13 protein-coding genes and 2 pseudogenes are annotated in these 16,137 nt (G+C 69.5%); 9 read left to right on the top strand and 6 right to left on the bottom strand.

The window, feature by feature from the left end; translation table 11 throughout:
• Positions 1-28 precede the first annotated feature (28 nt).
• On the bottom strand, positions 29-1,357 hold the full coding sequence (locus OH735_RS03470) for a geranylgeranyl reductase family protein (protein ID WP_406379351.1): 1,329 nt from the start codon (positions 1,355-1,357) through the stop codon (positions 29-31).
• 182 nt (positions 1,358-1,539) lie between these two features.
• Here OH735_RS03470 and OH735_RS03465 point away from each other — a divergent pair.
• Positions 1,540-1,757: pseudogene (locus OH735_RS03465) on the top strand (dipeptidase); the annotation flags it as partial.
• Between the two features lie 497 nt (positions 1,758-2,254).
• On the opposite strand, the gene OH735_RS03460 reads toward OH735_RS03465, so the two are convergent.
• Complete coding sequence (locus OH735_RS03460; protein ID WP_406386394.1) at positions 2,255-3,490, bottom strand: serine/threonine-protein kinase; 1,236 nt, start codon at positions 3,488-3,490, stop codon at positions 2,255-2,257.
• Between the two features lie 376 nt (positions 3,491-3,866).
• Positions 3,867-4,352, bottom strand: coding sequence for an Lrp/AsnC family transcriptional regulator (locus OH735_RS03455; protein WP_406379349.1), 486 nt, complete (start codon positions 4,350-4,352; stop codon positions 3,867-3,869).
• Between the two features lie 296 nt (positions 4,353-4,648).
• Between OH735_RS03455 and OH735_RS03450 the strand changes: the two genes are divergently transcribed.
• A complete protein-coding gene (locus OH735_RS03450; RefSeq protein WP_406379347.1) occupies positions 4,649-5,812 on the top strand; it encodes an acyltransferase in 1,164 nt (387 codons plus the stop codon).
• Positions 5,813-5,851: 39 nt separating this feature from the next.
• Positions 5,852-7,171 (top strand): sensor histidine kinase, encoded by a 1,320-nt coding sequence (locus tag OH735_RS03445; RefSeq protein WP_406379345.1) that lies wholly within the window; start codon positions 5,852-5,854, stop codon positions 7,169-7,171.
• Positions 7,172-7,492: 321 nt separating this feature from the next.
• Here OH735_RS03445 and OH735_RS03440 read toward each other — a convergent pair whose 3' ends face one another.
• Complete coding sequence (locus tag OH735_RS03440) at positions 7,493-7,954, bottom strand: cyclic nucleotide-binding domain-containing protein (RefSeq protein ID WP_406379343.1); 462 nt, start codon at positions 7,952-7,954, stop codon at positions 7,493-7,495.
• A 427-nt stretch (positions 7,955-8,381) separates the two neighbouring features.
• On the opposite strand from OH735_RS03440, the gene OH735_RS03435 reads away from it, so the two are divergent.
• On the top strand, positions 8,382-9,257 hold the full coding sequence (locus OH735_RS03435; protein WP_406386393.1) for a universal stress protein: 876 nt from the start codon (positions 8,382-8,384) through the stop codon (positions 9,255-9,257).
• Between the two features lie 17 nt (positions 9,258-9,274).
• Here the strand turns inward: OH735_RS03435 and ppk2 are convergent, their stop codons facing one another.
• Positions 9,275-10,096: a polyphosphate kinase 2 gene (ppk2, locus tag OH735_RS03430; RefSeq protein WP_406379341.1), complete on the bottom strand. Its 822-nt coding sequence runs from the start codon at positions 10,094-10,096 to the stop codon at positions 9,275-9,277.
• Between the two features lie 296 nt (positions 10,097-10,392).
• On the opposite strand from ppk2, the gene OH735_RS03425 reads away from it, so the two are divergent.
• The 5 genes and pseudogenes from OH735_RS03425 (at position 10,393) to OH735_RS03405 (ending at position 14,780) form a co-directional block, all read left to right on the top strand.
• Complete coding sequence (locus OH735_RS03425; RefSeq protein ID WP_406379339.1) at positions 10,393-10,827, top strand: NADH-ubiquinone oxidoreductase-F iron-sulfur binding region domain-containing protein; 435 nt, start codon at positions 10,393-10,395, stop codon at positions 10,825-10,827.
• Between the two features lie 4 nt (positions 10,828-10,831).
• On the top strand, positions 10,832-11,386 hold the full coding sequence (locus OH735_RS03420; protein ID WP_406379337.1) for a 2Fe-2S iron-sulfur cluster-binding protein: 555 nt from the start codon (positions 10,832-10,834) through the stop codon (positions 11,384-11,386).
• Positions 11,387-11,461: 75 nt separating this feature from the next.
• A pseudogene (locus OH735_RS03415) lies at positions 11,462-11,653 on the top strand (DUF4158 domain-containing protein); the annotation flags it as partial.
• A gap of 45 nt (positions 11,654-11,698) precedes the next feature.
• Positions 11,699-12,895 (top strand): tyrosine-type recombinase/integrase, encoded by a 1,197-nt coding sequence (locus OH735_RS03410; protein WP_406379335.1) that lies wholly within the window; start codon positions 11,699-11,701, stop codon positions 12,893-12,895.
• Positions 12,888-14,780 carry a site-specific integrase gene (locus OH735_RS03405; RefSeq protein ID WP_406379333.1) on the top strand — a complete coding sequence of 631 codons (1,893 nt, stop codon included), beginning with the start codon at positions 12,888-12,890 and terminating at the stop codon, positions 14,778-14,780. The genes OH735_RS03410 and OH735_RS03405 overlap by 8 nt, the downstream gene beginning before the upstream one ends.
• Here the strand turns inward: OH735_RS03405 and OH735_RS03400 are convergent.
• A complete protein-coding gene (locus OH735_RS03400; protein ID WP_406379331.1) occupies positions 14,743-16,092 on the bottom strand; it encodes an IS630 family transposase in 1,350 nt (449 codons plus the stop codon). The two genes, OH735_RS03405 and OH735_RS03400, sit on opposite strands and share 38 nt — an antisense overlap.
• Between the last annotated feature and the right edge of the window lie 45 nt (positions 16,093-16,137).

The following is a 16,137-nucleotide window of genomic DNA, read 5'->3' as shown; positions in this document are numbered from 1 at the left end:
GGCAACGCGGGTGGGCCCGCCAGGACCGTCAGCGCCTGCGCCGCACCTTCGGTTCCGGGACGAGACGCACGACCCCGTTGAGCAGATGGTCGATCAGGTCGTGCGAGGGCTTGTCCGTGAGGTTGGTGAGCAGCCGGGCCAGGGTGTCGAGCAGGAACGGCGACCCCATGACGTAACGGTTGAGGACCGGCTGGAAGCCGGACCGGCTGAAGACGAGGTCGGCGGCCGTGTTCCCCAGCCGGTAGTACCGCCCCCAGCGGCGGTTCAGCTCGACGGGGTAGCCGTGCAGCGCCCGCTCCCGCCCGGGTCCCCGCGGAAGCGCGAGAGCGAGCGTGGCGGTCTCGGCCGCGACTTCACCGGCTTCCATGGCCTGGCCGATGCCCTCGCCGTTCCAGGGGCTGATCATGCCTCCGCAGTCGCCTACGAGGAGCAGCCCCCGGGTGTAGAGGGGGTGACGGTTGAAGCCCAATGGAAGGGCCGCGCTCCGGACGGGGCCCTCGGCGTTCTCCTCGCGCAGCCCCCACGCGTGCGGGGTACGGGCCAGCCACTCGTCCAACGTGGCGCGCAGGTCCGCCTTCCCGTGCCGTCGGTGCGGCAGCGCACCAAGACCGACGTTGACGCGGCCGTCACCCATGGGGAAGATCCACCCGTATCCGGGCAGGAAGTGATCACTGCCCGGGAAGCGGAGGTCGGCCCACAGCTCCAGGTACTCCTCCCGGGAGCGTTCCGGACTGCGGTAGTAGCGGCGGGCGGCCGTCGCGATCTGCCTCTTCCTGTCCCGCTGCAGGCCCATGGCAAGGGCGAGGCGGGCGGAGGCACCGTCGGCGGCGATGACGATCGGGGCGTGGAAGGCGAGCGGCTCCTTCGCCTCGGTCGTGGCACCGACGCCGGTGATACGGCCGGCGCGGTCGGTCAGCGGATGGGTCACCTTCACGCCGCTGCGCAGCCGGGCTCCGGCGGCGACGGCGTGCCGGGCCAGGATGTCGTCGAAGTCGTGCCGGCTGCGTGAGAGTCCGAAGTCCGGGTAACGCCCGAGCGCGGGCCAGTCGATATGCACCTGATGGTCCCCGGCCACCCAGCGCATCCCGCGCGAACGCGTCCACCCCGGAGCCTTGATGTCGACGCCCATCCGGATGAGCTGGTGCACGGCCCGTGGAGTCAAGCCGTCCCCGCACACCTTCTCCCGGGGAAAGCGGGACTTCTCCAGGAGCAGGACATCGACGCCCGCCCTGGCGAGGTGGAAGGCTGCGGCCGAACCCGCCGGCCCCGCCCCCACCACGATCACCTGGGCATCCTCGTCCGAGCCGTGGACGGCCGGATCGTCCGACGGAGACCGGTCCGGCGTCGTTTCCCGCATGGGGAACCCCTTCCTGTTCCTGGGACAGCAGGTGCCGTACCGAGAACGGCGGCCCCGGGCATCATCATCGATCAAGGAGAGCCGGTACGGAACCATGCCTCGACGCCCGGAACCGGCCTGACACGACGTCAACCACCCTGGGCAGAACCCCGGGCGGGACGCCGGGTGCCGGAGAGCCGCCCCGTCCCGCCGTCACCGTCCTGGGCATCGACTGCCTGCCGGTCGTCGGCTCCGCCGCCGCCGTCCAGGCCACTGCGCGGGCCAGGGTCAGCCTCCGCGTGCCCCGGGCAGGGACGCGGACGCCGCCCTGTCGGCGCTGACGGCCCATCTGGAGAAGGCCGCCTTCTGGAACGCGCACATCCGTGTCGAGCCTGAAGGAACCGGCTCGCCCTTCCGGGCGCGGCGATGCGGGGCTGAGTCAGTACGGCAGCGGGCGGCCGGACGGGGTCCGTAGATCGAGGGGCGGCGGCTGCGACGGCCGCTGTGGGCGTCGGACGATCCTGATGCGGCCCATTGCCACCACCCCCCTGACGGTTACCCGTCATATGCCCGGTGGGCCGCCCCTTCATGCGGGTTCGGCCCGTCCAACCGATCGACCGGACACGGGAGTTGAGCGAACTGCCCACAGTGCCTGGCGAACCGCGGCAGGGCACGGGAAGCCGCTGCGGCCGTTATGGGCCGTCCGCGGTGCCGTCGTCCGTGATCGAGCGACCGAACATATTGTCATGGTCGCGTCAACGAACTGCGAAGGCTGCGGGGGGACTTGGCAAGTTTGGTCAAGCCGCGGTGGTGGGATCGCACAACGATGCCGGACCGCGGAGGGTCTGCTTCAGGCCGGAGAGCGCCCAGGCCCCGGCAGGAGAACCACCTCGCACTTGCTCGGACCCGGAGCGGAACTCAGTCCTGTTCGTCGCCTCCGCCGTCCCCGCTGCCCCTGTCGTCCTCGCCGTTCCCGTTGTTCCCGCCGTTCCCGTTGTTCTGCGCCGGCTGGCCGGCCGGTGCATCGGGTCCGGTGGTCGCGGTGGAGCCGGTGTCCGGCGTGCCGGCCGAGCTGGAATCCGGCGAGAACAGGCTCATCCCCAGGTACACGGCCGCGAGGAAGGCGACCGTACCGGCGATGGCGCTCGCCACTCTGGGCCGACGTCTGATGGCCTCGCGGGCGCCGGTGCGCCGCGGGGTGGGTGCGGCCCGCTCCGCCGCACGCCGTCTGTGCCCACCGGCCTGCGGCAGGCGGTACGTCGTCGGGCCTTCGGCCTGCTGCGCGGCGGCAGGCGCCGGGGCCGCGCCGAACGCGGCGGCGGACGCCGGGGGGCGGGGAACGCCGGGCGCCATCGGAGGAGGGGCAGGGGTGTACATCGGCAGGGGCTCCGGCTGTCCCCGCCACGCGTCGCTCTGGAACCAGTCGGCGACCTGCTGGGCGGTGGGCCGGTCTTCGGGCTGCTTCGCCAGCAGCCCCAGCAGATAGGAGTCGAAGGCCGGGGACAGGTCGACGCCGCGCTGCCCGAGCGGCACGGGCGCGGTATCGACATGCTGGTAAAGCGTGGCTGTGGCCGTATCGGAGCGGAACGGCGGCTCACCCAGCAGGAGTTGGTAGATCACACAGCCGAGCGAGTACATGTCGGACGCCGCACCGGCCGTACGGCCCAGGGCGCGTTCCGGGGCGAGATAGAGACTGGTGCCGACGATCTGTCCCGTGGTGGTCAGCGCTGCGGAAGGGTCGTCGACGAACTGGGCGATGCCGAAGTCGCCGATCTTGACGGAACCTTCGGCGTCCAGCATCAGGTTCCCGGGCTTGATGTCCCGGTGCACGATGCCCTGCCGATGGGCGGCGGCGAGCCCCGCGGCGGCCTGACCGGCGATCCGGGCGACCTGCTCGGCGCCGAGCCGCTCCTCGGCCGCGAGCAGATCGCCCAGGCTTCTGCCTTCGACGAGCTCCATCACGAGGAAGAATCGGTTCTCCCAGGACCCGAAGTCGAACACGGCCACCAGATGAGGGTGGCTCAGGCGGGCCGCCGTCTGCGCCTCCAGGCGGAACCGGGCGGTCGCCGACTCGTCCGCGTGATCGCCCAGCAGCAGCTTCACGGCCACCGCCCGGCCGAGCACTTCGTCGGAGGCTCGCCACACCTCACCCATGCCGCCGCGGCCGATGGGGGACGTCAAGCGGTACCGACCAGCTACCAGCACCTGTGCACCAATCTCGAATTGTGGGCCGTTCGACTGCCACGGCGGCGCCCCGACGGGGGTCGGGGCGGGTGGGGGGACGCGCGGCATGATCAGGATATCGGGCCGCCGCACCTCAATGGCACGCCGCGTGGGCATCCCGCTGCTCTCAGGCGCTTCACAGCGGCGCTCGGCCCCGTACAAGCTCCCCGGGAGCAAGGGACTTTCGTTCGGAACCAGGGTCCCGTCGAGGCCGAAAAGGGCCGAAGAGTGCCGAAGAGGGTTGAAGGGGGCCGAAGAGGCCGGAATGTGTGGTGAGTTCAGGGCATCCGGCAGGACGGCACGGTGATCACTTCGGGCCGCCGGGGGCCGAGCGGCCCACCGATTCGACCAGCGGCAGCAGCCGGTGCGGCACCCGCTCGCGCAGCGCCACCTCGGTACGCGTCCTGACCACGCCGGGCAGCCGGATCAGCCGCTGGATCACATCCTCCAGATGCCCGTTGTCGCGGGCCACCACGCGGGCCAGCAGATCGCCGCCGCCCGTGGTCGAGAAGGCCTCGACGATCTCCGGCACCACGGCGAGCGCCTCACCGACCTCGTCCAGATGCCCCTGGGTGACCTCCAGATGAACGAAGGCCAGCACCGGATGACCCAGCGCGGCGGGGGACAGGACCGGTCCCGTACCGGTGATCACACCGTCCCGCTCCAGCCGGTCGATCCGGGCCTGGAGGGTGCCCCGGGCGACGGAGAGGATGCGCGCGTACTCACGGACGCTGGTACGGGGTTGCTCGATGAGCAACCGCAGGATGCGGGTGTCGAGGGCGTCCACCGCCATGGTCCGTTGGTCACTTCCTGGTAGGCCGATCCGGGCTGCGACTGTACCAACGGCCCGTCGGCCGCCCGTTCACACCGATCCGGCGCAGCCCCGGCTCCCGTTTCGTGCCTGTCTCATACTCGTAGTCCTCCAGACCTACGAACGCGGTTCACACCCCGGCGTGACGCGGACTACGAGGTCCCGTCCATAGCTTCTGTACCCGAATCACCGCAAGCCGTCCGGTACGGAAGGAACCCTCGCCATGGTTTGGATCGTGGTCGCAACGGCCCTGCCCGCAGAGCCCTCGGGAGAGCGCCATGCGTGACTTCGTCCGGCGGATCGAATCCGCCACTCCCGCCGATCGCGACCGTGCCCTCGACGCCCTGCGCGCCCTCGCCATCCTCGGCGTCGTTCTCGGCCACTGGATGGTGACCGCGCTGGTCGTCGACAGCGGCACCATGCACGGTTCGAGCCCGCTGCACTACATGCCCCAATTCACCCCGGTCTCCTGGGCGTTCCAGACCCTTGCCGTCTTCTTCCTGGTCGGTGGACAGGTCGGCGCGAAGAGCTACGCCTCCGCCCGCGCCCGGGGCGAGAACTACGGCCGGTGGCTCCGCACGCGGCTGGCCCGGCTGCTACGGCCGGTGGTCGTCGTGCTGCTCGTATGGACCGTGGCGGCGGGCGCGATGCTCGCCTTCGGAGTGGACCAGGACACCGTGCGCGCGCTGTGCAAGCTCGTGTGGTCCCCGCTCTGGTTCCTGGTGGTCTTCGCGGTGCTGACCGCGGCGACCCCGCTGGTGGCGAGGCTGCATCCGCTGTGGCCGTTCGCCGTCGTGCTCATCACCGACCTCTACCGGTTCGGCCTGGACGCCCCCGGCGGGTTCGCCTTCGTCAACGTGCCGGCCGGCTGGCTCGTTCCGTACTGCCTGGGCGCGGCCTGGGCCCGGGGCGACCTGTGCGGTCGCAGGACCGGCTGGGCACTGCTGATCGGCGGCGCCGCCGCCACCACCGGACTCGTCCTCCAGGCCGGCTACCCCGCGGCGATGGTCGGAGTGCCCGGTGCGAGTATCTCCAACCTCGACCCGCCGACGCTCGCCGTGGTCACCTTCGGCCTCGCCCAGTGCGGAGCTGCGCTGCTGCTGCTCGGCCCGCTGCGCCGGGCGCTGCGACGCCCGGCCTTCTGGGCGGCGGTGGCGGTGGTGAACCTCTCGGCGATGACAATCTTCCTGTGGCACCAGACCGCGATGATCGCGGTCACCGCCACCGGCCTCCTGGTGGGCGGGACCCTGACGGGCCTGCACACCGTCCCCGACGCCCCCGGCTGGGTACTCGCCCGGCTTGTCTGGCTGCCCGCGTTCGCCGGGGCGCTGTTGATCTGCTGCGGGGCGTTCCGCGGTCACGAGCGGGGCCGGGCGCGGAGCAACAGCCTGGTCGTCCGCGAACGGCGTCCCGCACAGGCTCAGGCGGCGCGGCATGTCTGAGACCGACAGGCAACTGGGGAGCGGTCTAAGGTGCGGCTCATGAAACGGGGAGACATGGCCAAGCGGTCGGTACAGATGCTGCGGGCGGTGCCCCATATCCTGCGCACGGATCTCCTGACGTCGTCGGCCGACCCGAACGGGCAGCCGGGGCAGCCGCGTTGGCTGGACTGGCGGCCGGTGATCGCGGTGCCGCTGGGGATGGTCGCGGTGGGCATGTTCATCGTCCAGACCAACCAGTTCGCCTTCCGCTACGGGACGGGCATACAGCTCGGCATCCTGTTCGCCGGGATCCAGTCGGCGGCGGTCGTTGCCGCGCTGTTCCGCCCGGTCCAGGCGTGGTGGGCCTCGATGCTCGTCATGGTCGTGGTCACGCCGTTCGCCGCGGCTTCCGCCCCCGGTCCGTTAGCCGAGGTCCCGGTGTCCGGCGGTTTGGCGTACCCCTGGGACGCGGCCGGGATCGCACTGCAGACCGCGGTGCTGTTCCTGCTCGCCCTGCGGGTCCGGCCCCGGATCGCGGCCGAGACCTTGACGATCACCCTGCTGGTCGGACTCGCCTGCGGCGCGAGCAGACGCTGGCCCGACCACGGCGACATCCGACTCGCCGTCGCGCTCCTCATCACCACGGTGGTGGTCGGGGCCGCGCTCCGCGGTCTCGGAGTGGCCCGAACGCAGTTGGTCGTACAGGAGGAACTCACCGCCGAGGAGCGCGCGCGGCGCACCCTTCTGGAGGAACGCAGCCGGATCGCCCGCGAACTGCACGATGTGGTCGCCCACCACATGTCGGTCATCTCCATCCAGGCGCAGGTTGTCCCGCACCTGGTCGAGAACCCGTCCGACGCGCTGAAGGAGAACGTCGAGGGCATTCGCAAGAACGCGGTCGACGCGCTCACCGAACTGCGCCGGGTGCTCGGCGTGCTGCGCTCCGAGGACCCCACGCCGCACGCCGCCCGGCACGCCCCCCAGCCCACCCTCGACCGGCTGGACGAGCTGATCGCCAATGCGCGCGGCGCCGGGCTCACCGTCACCACCGAGACCACCGGAGAGCCCCGCCCCCTGTCACCGGGCGTCGAGCTTTCGGCGTTCCGCATCGTGCAGGAGGCCCTCAGCAACGCCCTGCGCCATGCCCCGGGTGCGCGGGTACGGGTGGGGATCGACCACCACGCATCAGGGGTCACGGTCCGGGTCACCAACACCCCGCCGGACCGGGCCGCCCAGCCCTCGGCGGGCGCGGGCCACGGCCTGCTCGGCATGCGCGAGCGCACCGCGATGCTGGGCGGCGAACTCGCCGCGGGAGCCACCCCCGACGGCGGCTACGAAGTGACCGCGACACTGCCCGCGCAGCCCCCCGCCAAGTACTGACGACCACCCGCCCGGTCGAGGCGGCAGCGACTCATGCGTACACGCGACGGCCACACCCGGGCCCCATCCTGCGGGTCCGGTCCCGTTCCGGTCCGTTGGCCCATCCGTGGCGCAGAAAATCGCCAGGAATTTGGGCCAATGGTTCAATGATCTACCGCCGGGTTGAGCCACGGGTCGCAGAGATGTTGTGATGGGCCCGTCGATGGCGCTGCGGATTCCCGCGGCGCCTTTTTCATGCCGGTGCGCAGGGCCGGTGTGCGGAAGCGGGAGCATGCGGTGCTCCGTAAGGTGTGACTCCTGGGTGGTGGCACGACGGCGTACTCACACGAATCCGCCGCTGCCATGAGGGGCGTAGAGATCGAGCAGACGGATCCGGGTGGCCTGCAAGCGGTGGGCGAGAACCTGCCCGACCCAATGGCCGATGGCCGAACCGAAGGCGGGATCCGCGTCCATCATCATGCGTACGGTCACCGCGTCGAACTCATGGGTACGGACGGGCGTCATCGCCTCTGCCCCGAGGTGCCAGATGTAGGGCTTGAACAGCCAGGCCCAGCCGACCAGTTCGCCGGACCCGAGACTGTCGATCACCACCGGGGCACTGCCCGGCACACGGATGTCCAGCGTGACGGTGCCCGAACGCAGGATCCAGAAGCGGTCCGCGTGGTCCCCTTCTCGGAAGAGACGGACCCCCTGGGAGAAATTGACCTCCTGCCCGATCCCCATCAGGCGGGCACGGTACCGGGCGGGCAGGGCCGCGGTGATGCGAGTCGGAGAACCGCTCATCGGTGGCCTCCTCTGTAGTTGCCGGTGTCAGCATCGCCGGGCAGCCGGTTAACGGACATGGGTCATCCGGCCCCTGCCGCAGGCCCGTCCGGCCCCGGGCGGGCTCTGCGATCCCGGAGCACTCGGCGGCCCTGTCGGCCGGGCCGCTCCTTGCGCCAGATCACAAGACCGGACCAGGCCGCCTGGTCCCTCCACTATCGCCTCCCGTGCATCGCGGGCCAACCGGATGCCGGGGCGGCGACGAGCACATCCGGCCCTCGCCGTGCTGCTGCCGAAAAGCACGTCGTGTATGTGGTCCAGCCGGACCACCAAGAGGGTCGGACGTTCCCCATCCGGGCCGAACCGGCTCTCACCGCCGACCCGCTCCGGTGCGACCGTGAAAGCAGGCGCTCTCCCTCCAGCAGGCGAACGGAAGGCGGTGGGGATGATGAAGCTGCCCCTGGTCTCGGGTGTGGACGGATCGGAGAGCAGCCTGAGGGCGGTCGACTGGGCCGCCGATGAGGCAGCCCTCCACGGGCTGTCGCTGCGGCTGGTGTACGCGTCCAGGTGGGAGCAGTACGAGGGCGCCGCACTCGCACTCGCCTTGGGCCGCCCTTCGGAGCGGGCGCTCGCCGACCGCATCGCCGAAGTCACCGCTGAGCGGGTGCGCCGCCGTCATCCGGAGGTCGACGTTTCAGCCGATGTGACACCCGAGGACGCGGTGATCGCCCTGCTGCACGAGGGGCGCAATGCCGAGGCGCTGATCACCGGAGAGCGAGGCCGTGGCGGGCTCACCGGCCTTCTGCTCGGCTCGGTCAGTCTGGCCGTGGCCGCGCGGGCCCCGTGTCCCGTCATCGTCGTGCGCGGTGACAGGGCAGGAATCGAAGGCGGGCACGGGCGGATCCTCCTGGGCGTCGGGGAACCGGAGGGAGGATCGGCGGCGGTTCGGTTCGCCTTCCGCGAGGCCGGGGCGAGGGGCTGCGAACTGGACGCCGTACGTGCCTGGCGCTGTCCCTCGCACGATCGCGCAGACCATCCGCGTACCGTCGACGAGCCGCACCTCTACTGGAAGGAACGTGCGGCGACCCTGATCGACGAAGCGGTGGCCGAGACCGTACGCGAACACCCGACGGTCCGGCTGCACTCGGCGGCGGTCGAGGGAACGGCCGCAAAAGTACTGGTCCGGCGCTCGGCCGCGGCGGACCTGATCGTCGTCGGAGCGCATCGCCGCCGGGGCTACCTCGGACTCCAACTCGGCCGAGTTGCCCATGCCCTGCTCCACCACGCCGACTGTCCGGTGGCCGTCGTTCCTCTCGCGGCCTGATCGTGTGCCGCCTCGCCTCACTTCCCGAGTCGCGACGCGTGGTCGGGGACGTAGGTCTGAAGCTCTCTCGGCGGTCGCTGGTACCCGGTGGCCGGTGGCCGCGGGGGCAGTTCGATCACCGGCGGATCGGCTGTCTCGTACGGCACGGTCGACAGGAGATGGGCGATCATGTTCAGCCGGGCCCGGCGCTTGTCGTCGCTCTCGACGACGTACCACGGAGCCTCCGAGATGTCGGTGTGGACGAACATCTCGTCCTTCGCCCGCGAATAGGCCTCCCATCGGGTGATCGACTCCAGGTCCATCGGCGAGAGCTTCCACCGGCGGGTGGGATCCTGCAGCCTGCGCCGGAACCGTTCCTCCTGCACCGCGTCGCTGACCGAGAACCAGTACTTGCGCAACAGGATGCCGTCCTCCACCAGCATCCGCTCGAAGATCGGGCACTGGCGCAGGAACCGCTGGTGTTCCTCCATGGTGCAGAAACCCATGACGCGCTCGACGCCGGCGCGGTTGTACCAGCTCCGGTCGAGCAGGACCACTTCCCCCACGGCAGGAAGGTGCTCGACGTAGCGCTGGAAGTACCACTGGCCGCGCTCGCGCTCGGTGGGCCGCGGCAGCGCGACGATCCGGGCCACCCGAGGATTGAGGTGCTCGGTGACGCGCTTGATCGTGCTGCCCTTGCCCGCCGCGTCACGTCCCTCGAACACCACGACGAGCCGTGCGCCTTCGGCGCGTACCCACTCCTGGAGCTTCACCAGCTCGGTCTGGAGCCGGTACAGCTCCCGCTCGTACAGCGAGCGCGGCAGCTTCCCGGGCGTGCCCGGGTTCTTCTCGTCCGACATGGGTCGACGTTACGGAGGAGACCATGCCCGAAGTCAAGTGTCAGCGCCGAACGGGCTCCGCCGTGCAGATCCGGTACGACGCGTTCAATGAGCCGGGTCGGCCAATGGATCGGTCCCATCAAATCGGTCCCATCAACTCGCCGATCACTCTCGACCATGCGTTCCGCCCCCCGTAGATCGCCTTGTAGCTGCCATGCCACGCTCGTAGAAGTAAGCGCCCTATGCCGGGATTGCGGCCACCGTCGGCCACCTCCACGATGAAGGCATGGCTCCTGTCGGTTCGGCGGACCGCTTCGATGCGTTTCGAGCCCTGGCAGGCCGAACTCGGCGGCGGCCTGAAGGACGGCGCCGAGTTGACCGCGCTCCAGGTGGGCGGACCGCTGGGTGGCTTCCTGGCCGCCGACGCGCTGGACGTGCCGCTGACCGAGACCGACCTCGCCGCACGGGGCGCCGCACTCGGGCACGCCGGACTGGTCGCCTTCGACCAGCACGTGGCCCCGGAGGACGTGCTGAGGCACATCTGGCAGTTCGCCGCCGACGAAAGCTGCGGCGCTTGCTCACCCTGCCGCGCGGCTCGCGCCGAGGACTTGAACTGGCGTCTGCGGGCACCCCGCCCGGCGAGGAGTACGGACGGTTGTCGCGTGTCCTGGCCGAGGCGATCCTGTGCGCCTTCGGGCGTCGGACTCCACCCGCCGTACGCAGCCTCGTCCGGGCCTACGGGGGCCGGCTGACGGGATGGGACCAGTGACCAGGATCGAGATCGACGGTGCCGCCCTCGACGTGCCCGAGGGAACATCCCTGCTCGCAGCGGTCCGCGCGGTCGGGACCGAGATGCCTGCGCTCTGTCACGACGACCGGCTCAGCCCGGCCGCATCCTGCCGCACCTGCCTGGTGTGCGCCGACGGGAGAACCGTGGCGGCATGTGTCACCCCGGCCACACCCGGAGTCCGGGTCGAAACCGCCACGGAAGACCTTCGTACGTTGCGCCGGGAAGCGGTTGAGGTCATTGTTTCCGCCCTGCCACCTCGGGTCCTGGCCTCCGACGGCCGCAGCAGAAGCTGTGGGCACCGTGACGCGATGACGGATTGGGTGGATATGCCTGCGGAATTTATGGACGCCAAGGCGACGGCGGAGTACCTGAACATGTCGATCTCCTGGGTGTACCGCGACGCCCCGTGCTCGGGCTCGTTCCGAACGAGTTCGGGCGCGGCCGCAAGGCCGAGATCCAGTTCGGCGTTGGGGACCAGCGGTACAGCCGTTGGCGCTAAGGACTTGATCTTGGTCGCCTAGCACAGGTGATCGGTGCGGTGCGGGGTTCTCCGGAAGATCCTCGATCACTGCTGGGGGCTGGCTACCGTCCGCCGCATGCCGGTGGAATTTCTGACTGATGAACAGGCCGAGGCGTACGGGAAGTTCGCCGAGGAGCCGACGAGGCGCGAGCTGGAGCGGTTCTTCTTCCTCGACGACGAGGACCGGAAGCTGATCGCGAAGCGGCGTGGTGACCACAACCGGCTCGGCTTCGCCCTCCAGATGTGGTGTGTTAACTGCACCAGTGTCTCCGATCATGGAGCGAGATGATCTCCGCCTGCAAGGAAGAGTCTGTTGCAAGACCTGCATCGCCAGCTGATCGAGGGCCGGGCCGATGTGCCGCGTGTCGGCTCGGTCGTCGAGCTGGAATCCATACCTCGGTACGCCGTTCTCGACGCTGACAGGTCCGCCGTCGCCTCCGTCGTTCCGTACCTCCGCGGCCTGATCCTGGACGACAACCGGCCGCTGACCGCCAAGAGTTACGCGTACGACCTGCTGCGCTGGTACCGGCTGTTGTGGTTCCTCGGCGTCCCCTGGGACCGGGCGACCGAGGCAGAAGCGTCCGCGTTGGTCGGATGGCTCCGGGTCGCCCCGAATCCGCAGCGCCGCCGACGGAACCCGAGCGCACCGCAGCCCGGCTCGGTGAACCCCCGCACGGGCAAGCCGTACCTGATGGCCGGCTACGCCCCCAGCACGATCAATCACTGTCTGACCGTGGTCAGCAGCTTCTACGCCTACCACAGGCATTACGGCCGGGGCCCGCTCGTCAACCCGGTTCCGGAGTCACGGGCACAGCGCCGGGCCCTCGCTCACCGGGCACCGGACAGCGAGGTCCCTCAATTCCGGCGGGCCAGACTTCGACAGAGGGTCCGGCGGACCGATCCCCGTTCGATTCCCGACTCGATGTGGGACGAGTTCTTCGGGGCGATGACCTGCGACCGTGACCGGGCCGCGGTCCTGCTCTACGTCTCCAGTGGCTCCCGCGCCAGCGAACTCCTCGGGGTCACCCCGGGAGACATCGACTGGGCCAAGCAACTGATCTGGGTGATCACCAAGGGGACCGACGACCGCGAGGCGGTCCCGGCCAGCCCGCAGGCGCTGACGATCCTGGCCGCATACCTCGACCACATCGGGCTGCCGCCGGCCGACGAGTCGGTTCTCCGCACGCGGCGGGGCCCGGACCGGCCGCTGACCTACTGGGCGATGCGGCGCGTGATCCAGCGCGCGAACGAGAAACTCGGCACGAACTGGACCCTGCACGACCTGCGGCACACCGCCGCGACTCGGATGGCGAACGACCCCAACCTCACCCTCGCCCAGGTCCGCGCGATCATGCGGCACACCGACCTGGCCACCACCGGCCGCTACCTCAATGCCCGAGTGGAGGACCTTTTCGACGCCCTGCAGGCCCACTACAACCGCCCGCGGGTACAACGGACCTTCGCCGCTGGTTACGACCCCGACGACGTCAAGGCGGTGTTCGGTGCCTAACCGCACGACGGTCGAGACCTACACGGTCCGCAACCGGCGCCAGAACTACGACTCGGCGCCCAATCAGGCGGAGCCGAGAAGGTTCACCAGCGCATCGTTGAAGGCGGCCCCGGCTCCCCGGCCCGCGAAGCCTCCGGCCCCGTTCGGGGACCTGTCGCAGGCCAGCATCGACGATCTGTGTGAGCTGGCTCGTCACGCGTGGCCGAACCAGGGCCGCTCACTGGTGGAGAAACGCACGGCCGGCATCCGGATGCTCTTCGGGCACCTAGAGTCGCTGTCGGGGCAGACCTGGCAGGAGCGCTGGGAGGCCAGCGGGTTCAACGAGGAGAACGCCCTCTCGGTCAATGTCCTGGGACGGCCAGGGGTCGGCTACGACGGCAGCAACATGGTCTCGGCGCTGAAGACGGCGTTCGCCGCCCGGATCATCCAGCCCTCGCTCTCCGGGTTCCGGGCGAACAAGTTCTCCGACTACGCCGAGCCGTTCCGGAAGATCCAGCAGGACCACCGGCTGGACGAGTTCTTCAAGACGGTCGACGCTCAAGAGCGGCTCACCACGATCCACCGGCAGCGGGCGAAGTTCGATCTGACCTGCGCGCTCACGACGCAGGGCATCGACCTGGAGGACCTGACCCCGCCGGCCCTGCTGCACTACTCGCTGGAGAACAAGCGTCTGGGGCTGACGCCCGGCGCGACCAAGAGAACCACGCGTTTCGCGGCCCTGGGCGCCTGGGAGATCCTGCACAGGATGGGGCACTTCCCTCCTGGGACGGCCCCGACCCTGAGGACGTTCATCTATGACGGTCAGCGAAGCGTCGAGGAACTCGTAGACCGCTACAACATCAAGAACGCCGCGGTCCGGCAGCTTCTGATCGACTACCTGGCACGGCGCAAGGCCGACACCGACTACATCACCCTCGAAGGTCTCGCCCGCCAGCTGGCCAGCCTGTTCTGGGCGGTCATTGAGGAACTCAACCCCGAGCAGAAGGACCTGAACCTCAGCCAGGAGCTCTACGACCAGTGGCGGGCCGAGATCCAGTACTGGCGGAAGAACGGCAGGGCCGACCGGACCCGCTTGCGCAAGGACGCCGCTTCTGTGCTGCTGGCCGTCCGCTGCCTCTACGTCGACCTTCACAGTTGGGCCGTCGCCGAACCGGAGCGGTGGGCTCGGTGGGTGGCTCCCTGCCCGATCCTGCCGCGAGATCTCAAGGGGTTCGGTAAACGGCGCCGCGAGATCAACCGGCGGATGGCCGACCGCACCCGCGCTCGCCAGCCTCTGTTGCCGGTCCTCGTCCGACATGTTGAGGACCGTTACGAGCACCTGGCGGACCTGCTGGAGGCTGCCCGTCCCGTCCCTCTTGGCGAGCCGTTCGAACACCAGGAGCGTCGTTACAGCCGCACGGATTCCCGCGAGGACCGCCGCCGGGCCAAGACCCTGGCCGAGCCGTCCGTCCGGATCATCGACCACAGCACCGGCGAGATGATCAACGTGACCATGGCGGAGGAATCGGCGTTCTGGGAGTGGGTGGCCGTTGAGATCCTGCGGCACAGCGGCATCCGGGTCGAAGAGCTCGTTGAACTGACCCACCTCAGCATTCGCCAATACGAACGGCCCAACGGCGAGGTCATCGCTCTCCTGGTCGTCGCCCCGTCGAAGAGTGAACGCGAGCGGGTTATCCCGATGTCCGCCGAGCTGTTCCATGCCATCGCGCAGATCATCCACCGCCAGACCCGCAACGGCCAGGCCATTCCCCTCGTGACCCGCTACGACTCGCACGAGAAGCTCTGGTCAGAACCCATGCCGTTTCTGTTCCAGCGTCAGCTAGTGTCCTGCGCCGGAAATCACGGTCTTAAGTTTGCTGATGGTTTTCAGTATCTGGTGGGGTGATCCTGGTGAGGTAGTCGGCGAGGGAGTTGAGGATCTCGTCGGCGGTCTTGGTCCAGGTGAACGGCCTGGGATTCTCGTTCCAGGTGTCGATCCACGCCTTGATGTCGCTTTCGAGGGCTTTGACGGAGGTGTGGACGCCGCGGCGGATGAGCTTGTCGGTCAGCAGGCCGAACCATCGCTCGACCTGGTTGATCCAGGAGGATCCGGTCGGGGTGAAGTGGACGTGGAAGCGGGGGTGCCGACCCAGCCATGCCTTGATCTCGGGGGTGTTGTGGGTGGCGTAGTTGTCGCACACCAGGTGCACGTCGAGTTCACGCGGTACGGCCTTGTCTATCGTGACCAGGAACTTCTTGAACTCGATTGCCCGGTGGCGGCGGTGGAGTTCGCCGATGACGGTGCCGTCGGCGATGTTGAACGCGGCGAACAGGCTGGTGATGCCGTGGCGCAGGTAGTCGTGGGTGCGGCGCTCGGGCATGCCCGGCATCATCGGCAGCACTGGCTGGGACCGGTCCAGCGCCTGGATTTGGCTCTTCTCATCGACACACAGCACCACCGCCTTCTCGGGCGGGTTGTGGTAGAGGCCGACGACGTCGACGACCTTATCGACGAACTGCGGGTCGGTGGACAGCTTGAACGCATCCTGCAAGTGCGGCTTGAGGTCGAACTTCTTCCAGATCCGCCCGATGGTGGACTTCGACAATCCGGTGCGCTTCGCCATCGAGGCGCGCGACCAGTGGGTGTCCTCGCCCGGAGTGGACTCCAGCGTCGCGACGACCACGTCCTCGACCCGGTCAAGCAGGATCGAGGGCGGCCGGCCCGGGCGCGGCTCGTCCGCGAGCCCGTCCAGACGACCCGCGATGAACCGCGACCGCCAGCGGCTGACCGTCGCCTGCGCGATGCCGAGTTCGGTGGCGACCTGCTTGTTCGTCCCGCCCCCCGCGCAGCGCAGCACGATCTTCGCGCGCAGCGCCAGGAACTGCGCGGTCTTCGCCCGCCGCGCCCAGCGCGTCAACTGTGCATGCTCGGCCTCGGTGAGGACCAGGTCCGGCTTGCGCCGGCCCGGCCGTGGCTCGTCGGCCAGGCCCGCCAGCCGGTGAGCCGCGAACCGGGAGCGCCACTTGCGCACCGTCGCGACGTTCACGCCCAAGTCGGCCGCCACCTGGGCACTTGACGCACCATCCGCACACGACAGGACGATCCGCGCACGCTCGGCCGGACGAGATCCCGCCCCACCACCCGCCCAACGCGACAACTCGGCGCGCTCCTCCTCAGACAGCACGACCTCGACAGCACGCGGACCCCGACGCGACATGAAAACAGCCTACAGACTTACAGCCGCAATTTCAGGCGCAGGACA

Origin of the sequence: Streptomyces sp. NBC_01618 (assembly GCF_045209435.1) — a bacterium.
GTDB lineage: Bacteria > Actinomycetota > Actinomycetes > Streptomycetales > Streptomycetaceae > Streptomyces.
This window is presented reverse-complemented; position numbering and strand designations above follow the sequence as displayed.

Coding starts and splice junctions, on each gene's coding strand:
- OH735_RS03435 (WP_406386393.1), top strand. CDS start 8,382: ATGAAGCTGCCCCTGGTCTCGGGTGTGGACGGATCGGAGAGCAGCCTG.
- OH735_RS03450 (WP_406379347.1), top strand. CDS start 4,649: ATGCGTGACTTCGTCCGGCGGATCGAATCCGCCACTCCCGCCGATCGC.
- ppk2 (WP_406379341.1), bottom strand. CDS start 10,096: ATGTCGGACGAGAAGAACCCGGGCACGCCCGGGAAGCTGCCGCGCTCG.
- OH735_RS03470 (WP_406379351.1), bottom strand. CDS start 1,357: ATGCGGGAAACGACGCCGGACCGGTCTCCGTCGGACGATCCGGCCGTC.
- OH735_RS03440 (WP_406379343.1), bottom strand. CDS start 7,954: ATGAGCGGTTCTCCGACTCGCATCACCGCGGCCCTGCCCGCCCGGTAC.
- OH735_RS03455 (WP_406379349.1), bottom strand. CDS start 4,352: ATGGCGGTGGACGCCCTCGACACCCGCATCCTGCGGTTGCTCATCGAG.
- OH735_RS03425 (WP_406379339.1), top strand. CDS start 10,393: ATGCGTTTCGAGCCCTGGCAGGCCGAACTCGGCGGCGGCCTGAAGGAC.
- OH735_RS03445 (WP_406379345.1), top strand. CDS start 5,852: ATGAAACGGGGAGACATGGCCAAGCGGTCGGTACAGATGCTGCGGGCG.
- OH735_RS03420 (WP_406379337.1), top strand. CDS start 10,832: ATGGGACCAGTGACCAGGATCGAGATCGACGGTGCCGCCCTCGACGTG.
- OH735_RS03460 (WP_406386394.1), bottom strand. CDS start 3,490: ATGGGTGAGGTGTGGCGAGCCTCCGACGAAGTGCTCGGCCGGGCGGTG.
- OH735_RS03400 (WP_406379331.1), bottom strand. CDS start 16,092: ATGTCGCGTCGGGGTCCGCGTGCTGTCGAGGTCGTGCTGTCTGAGGAG.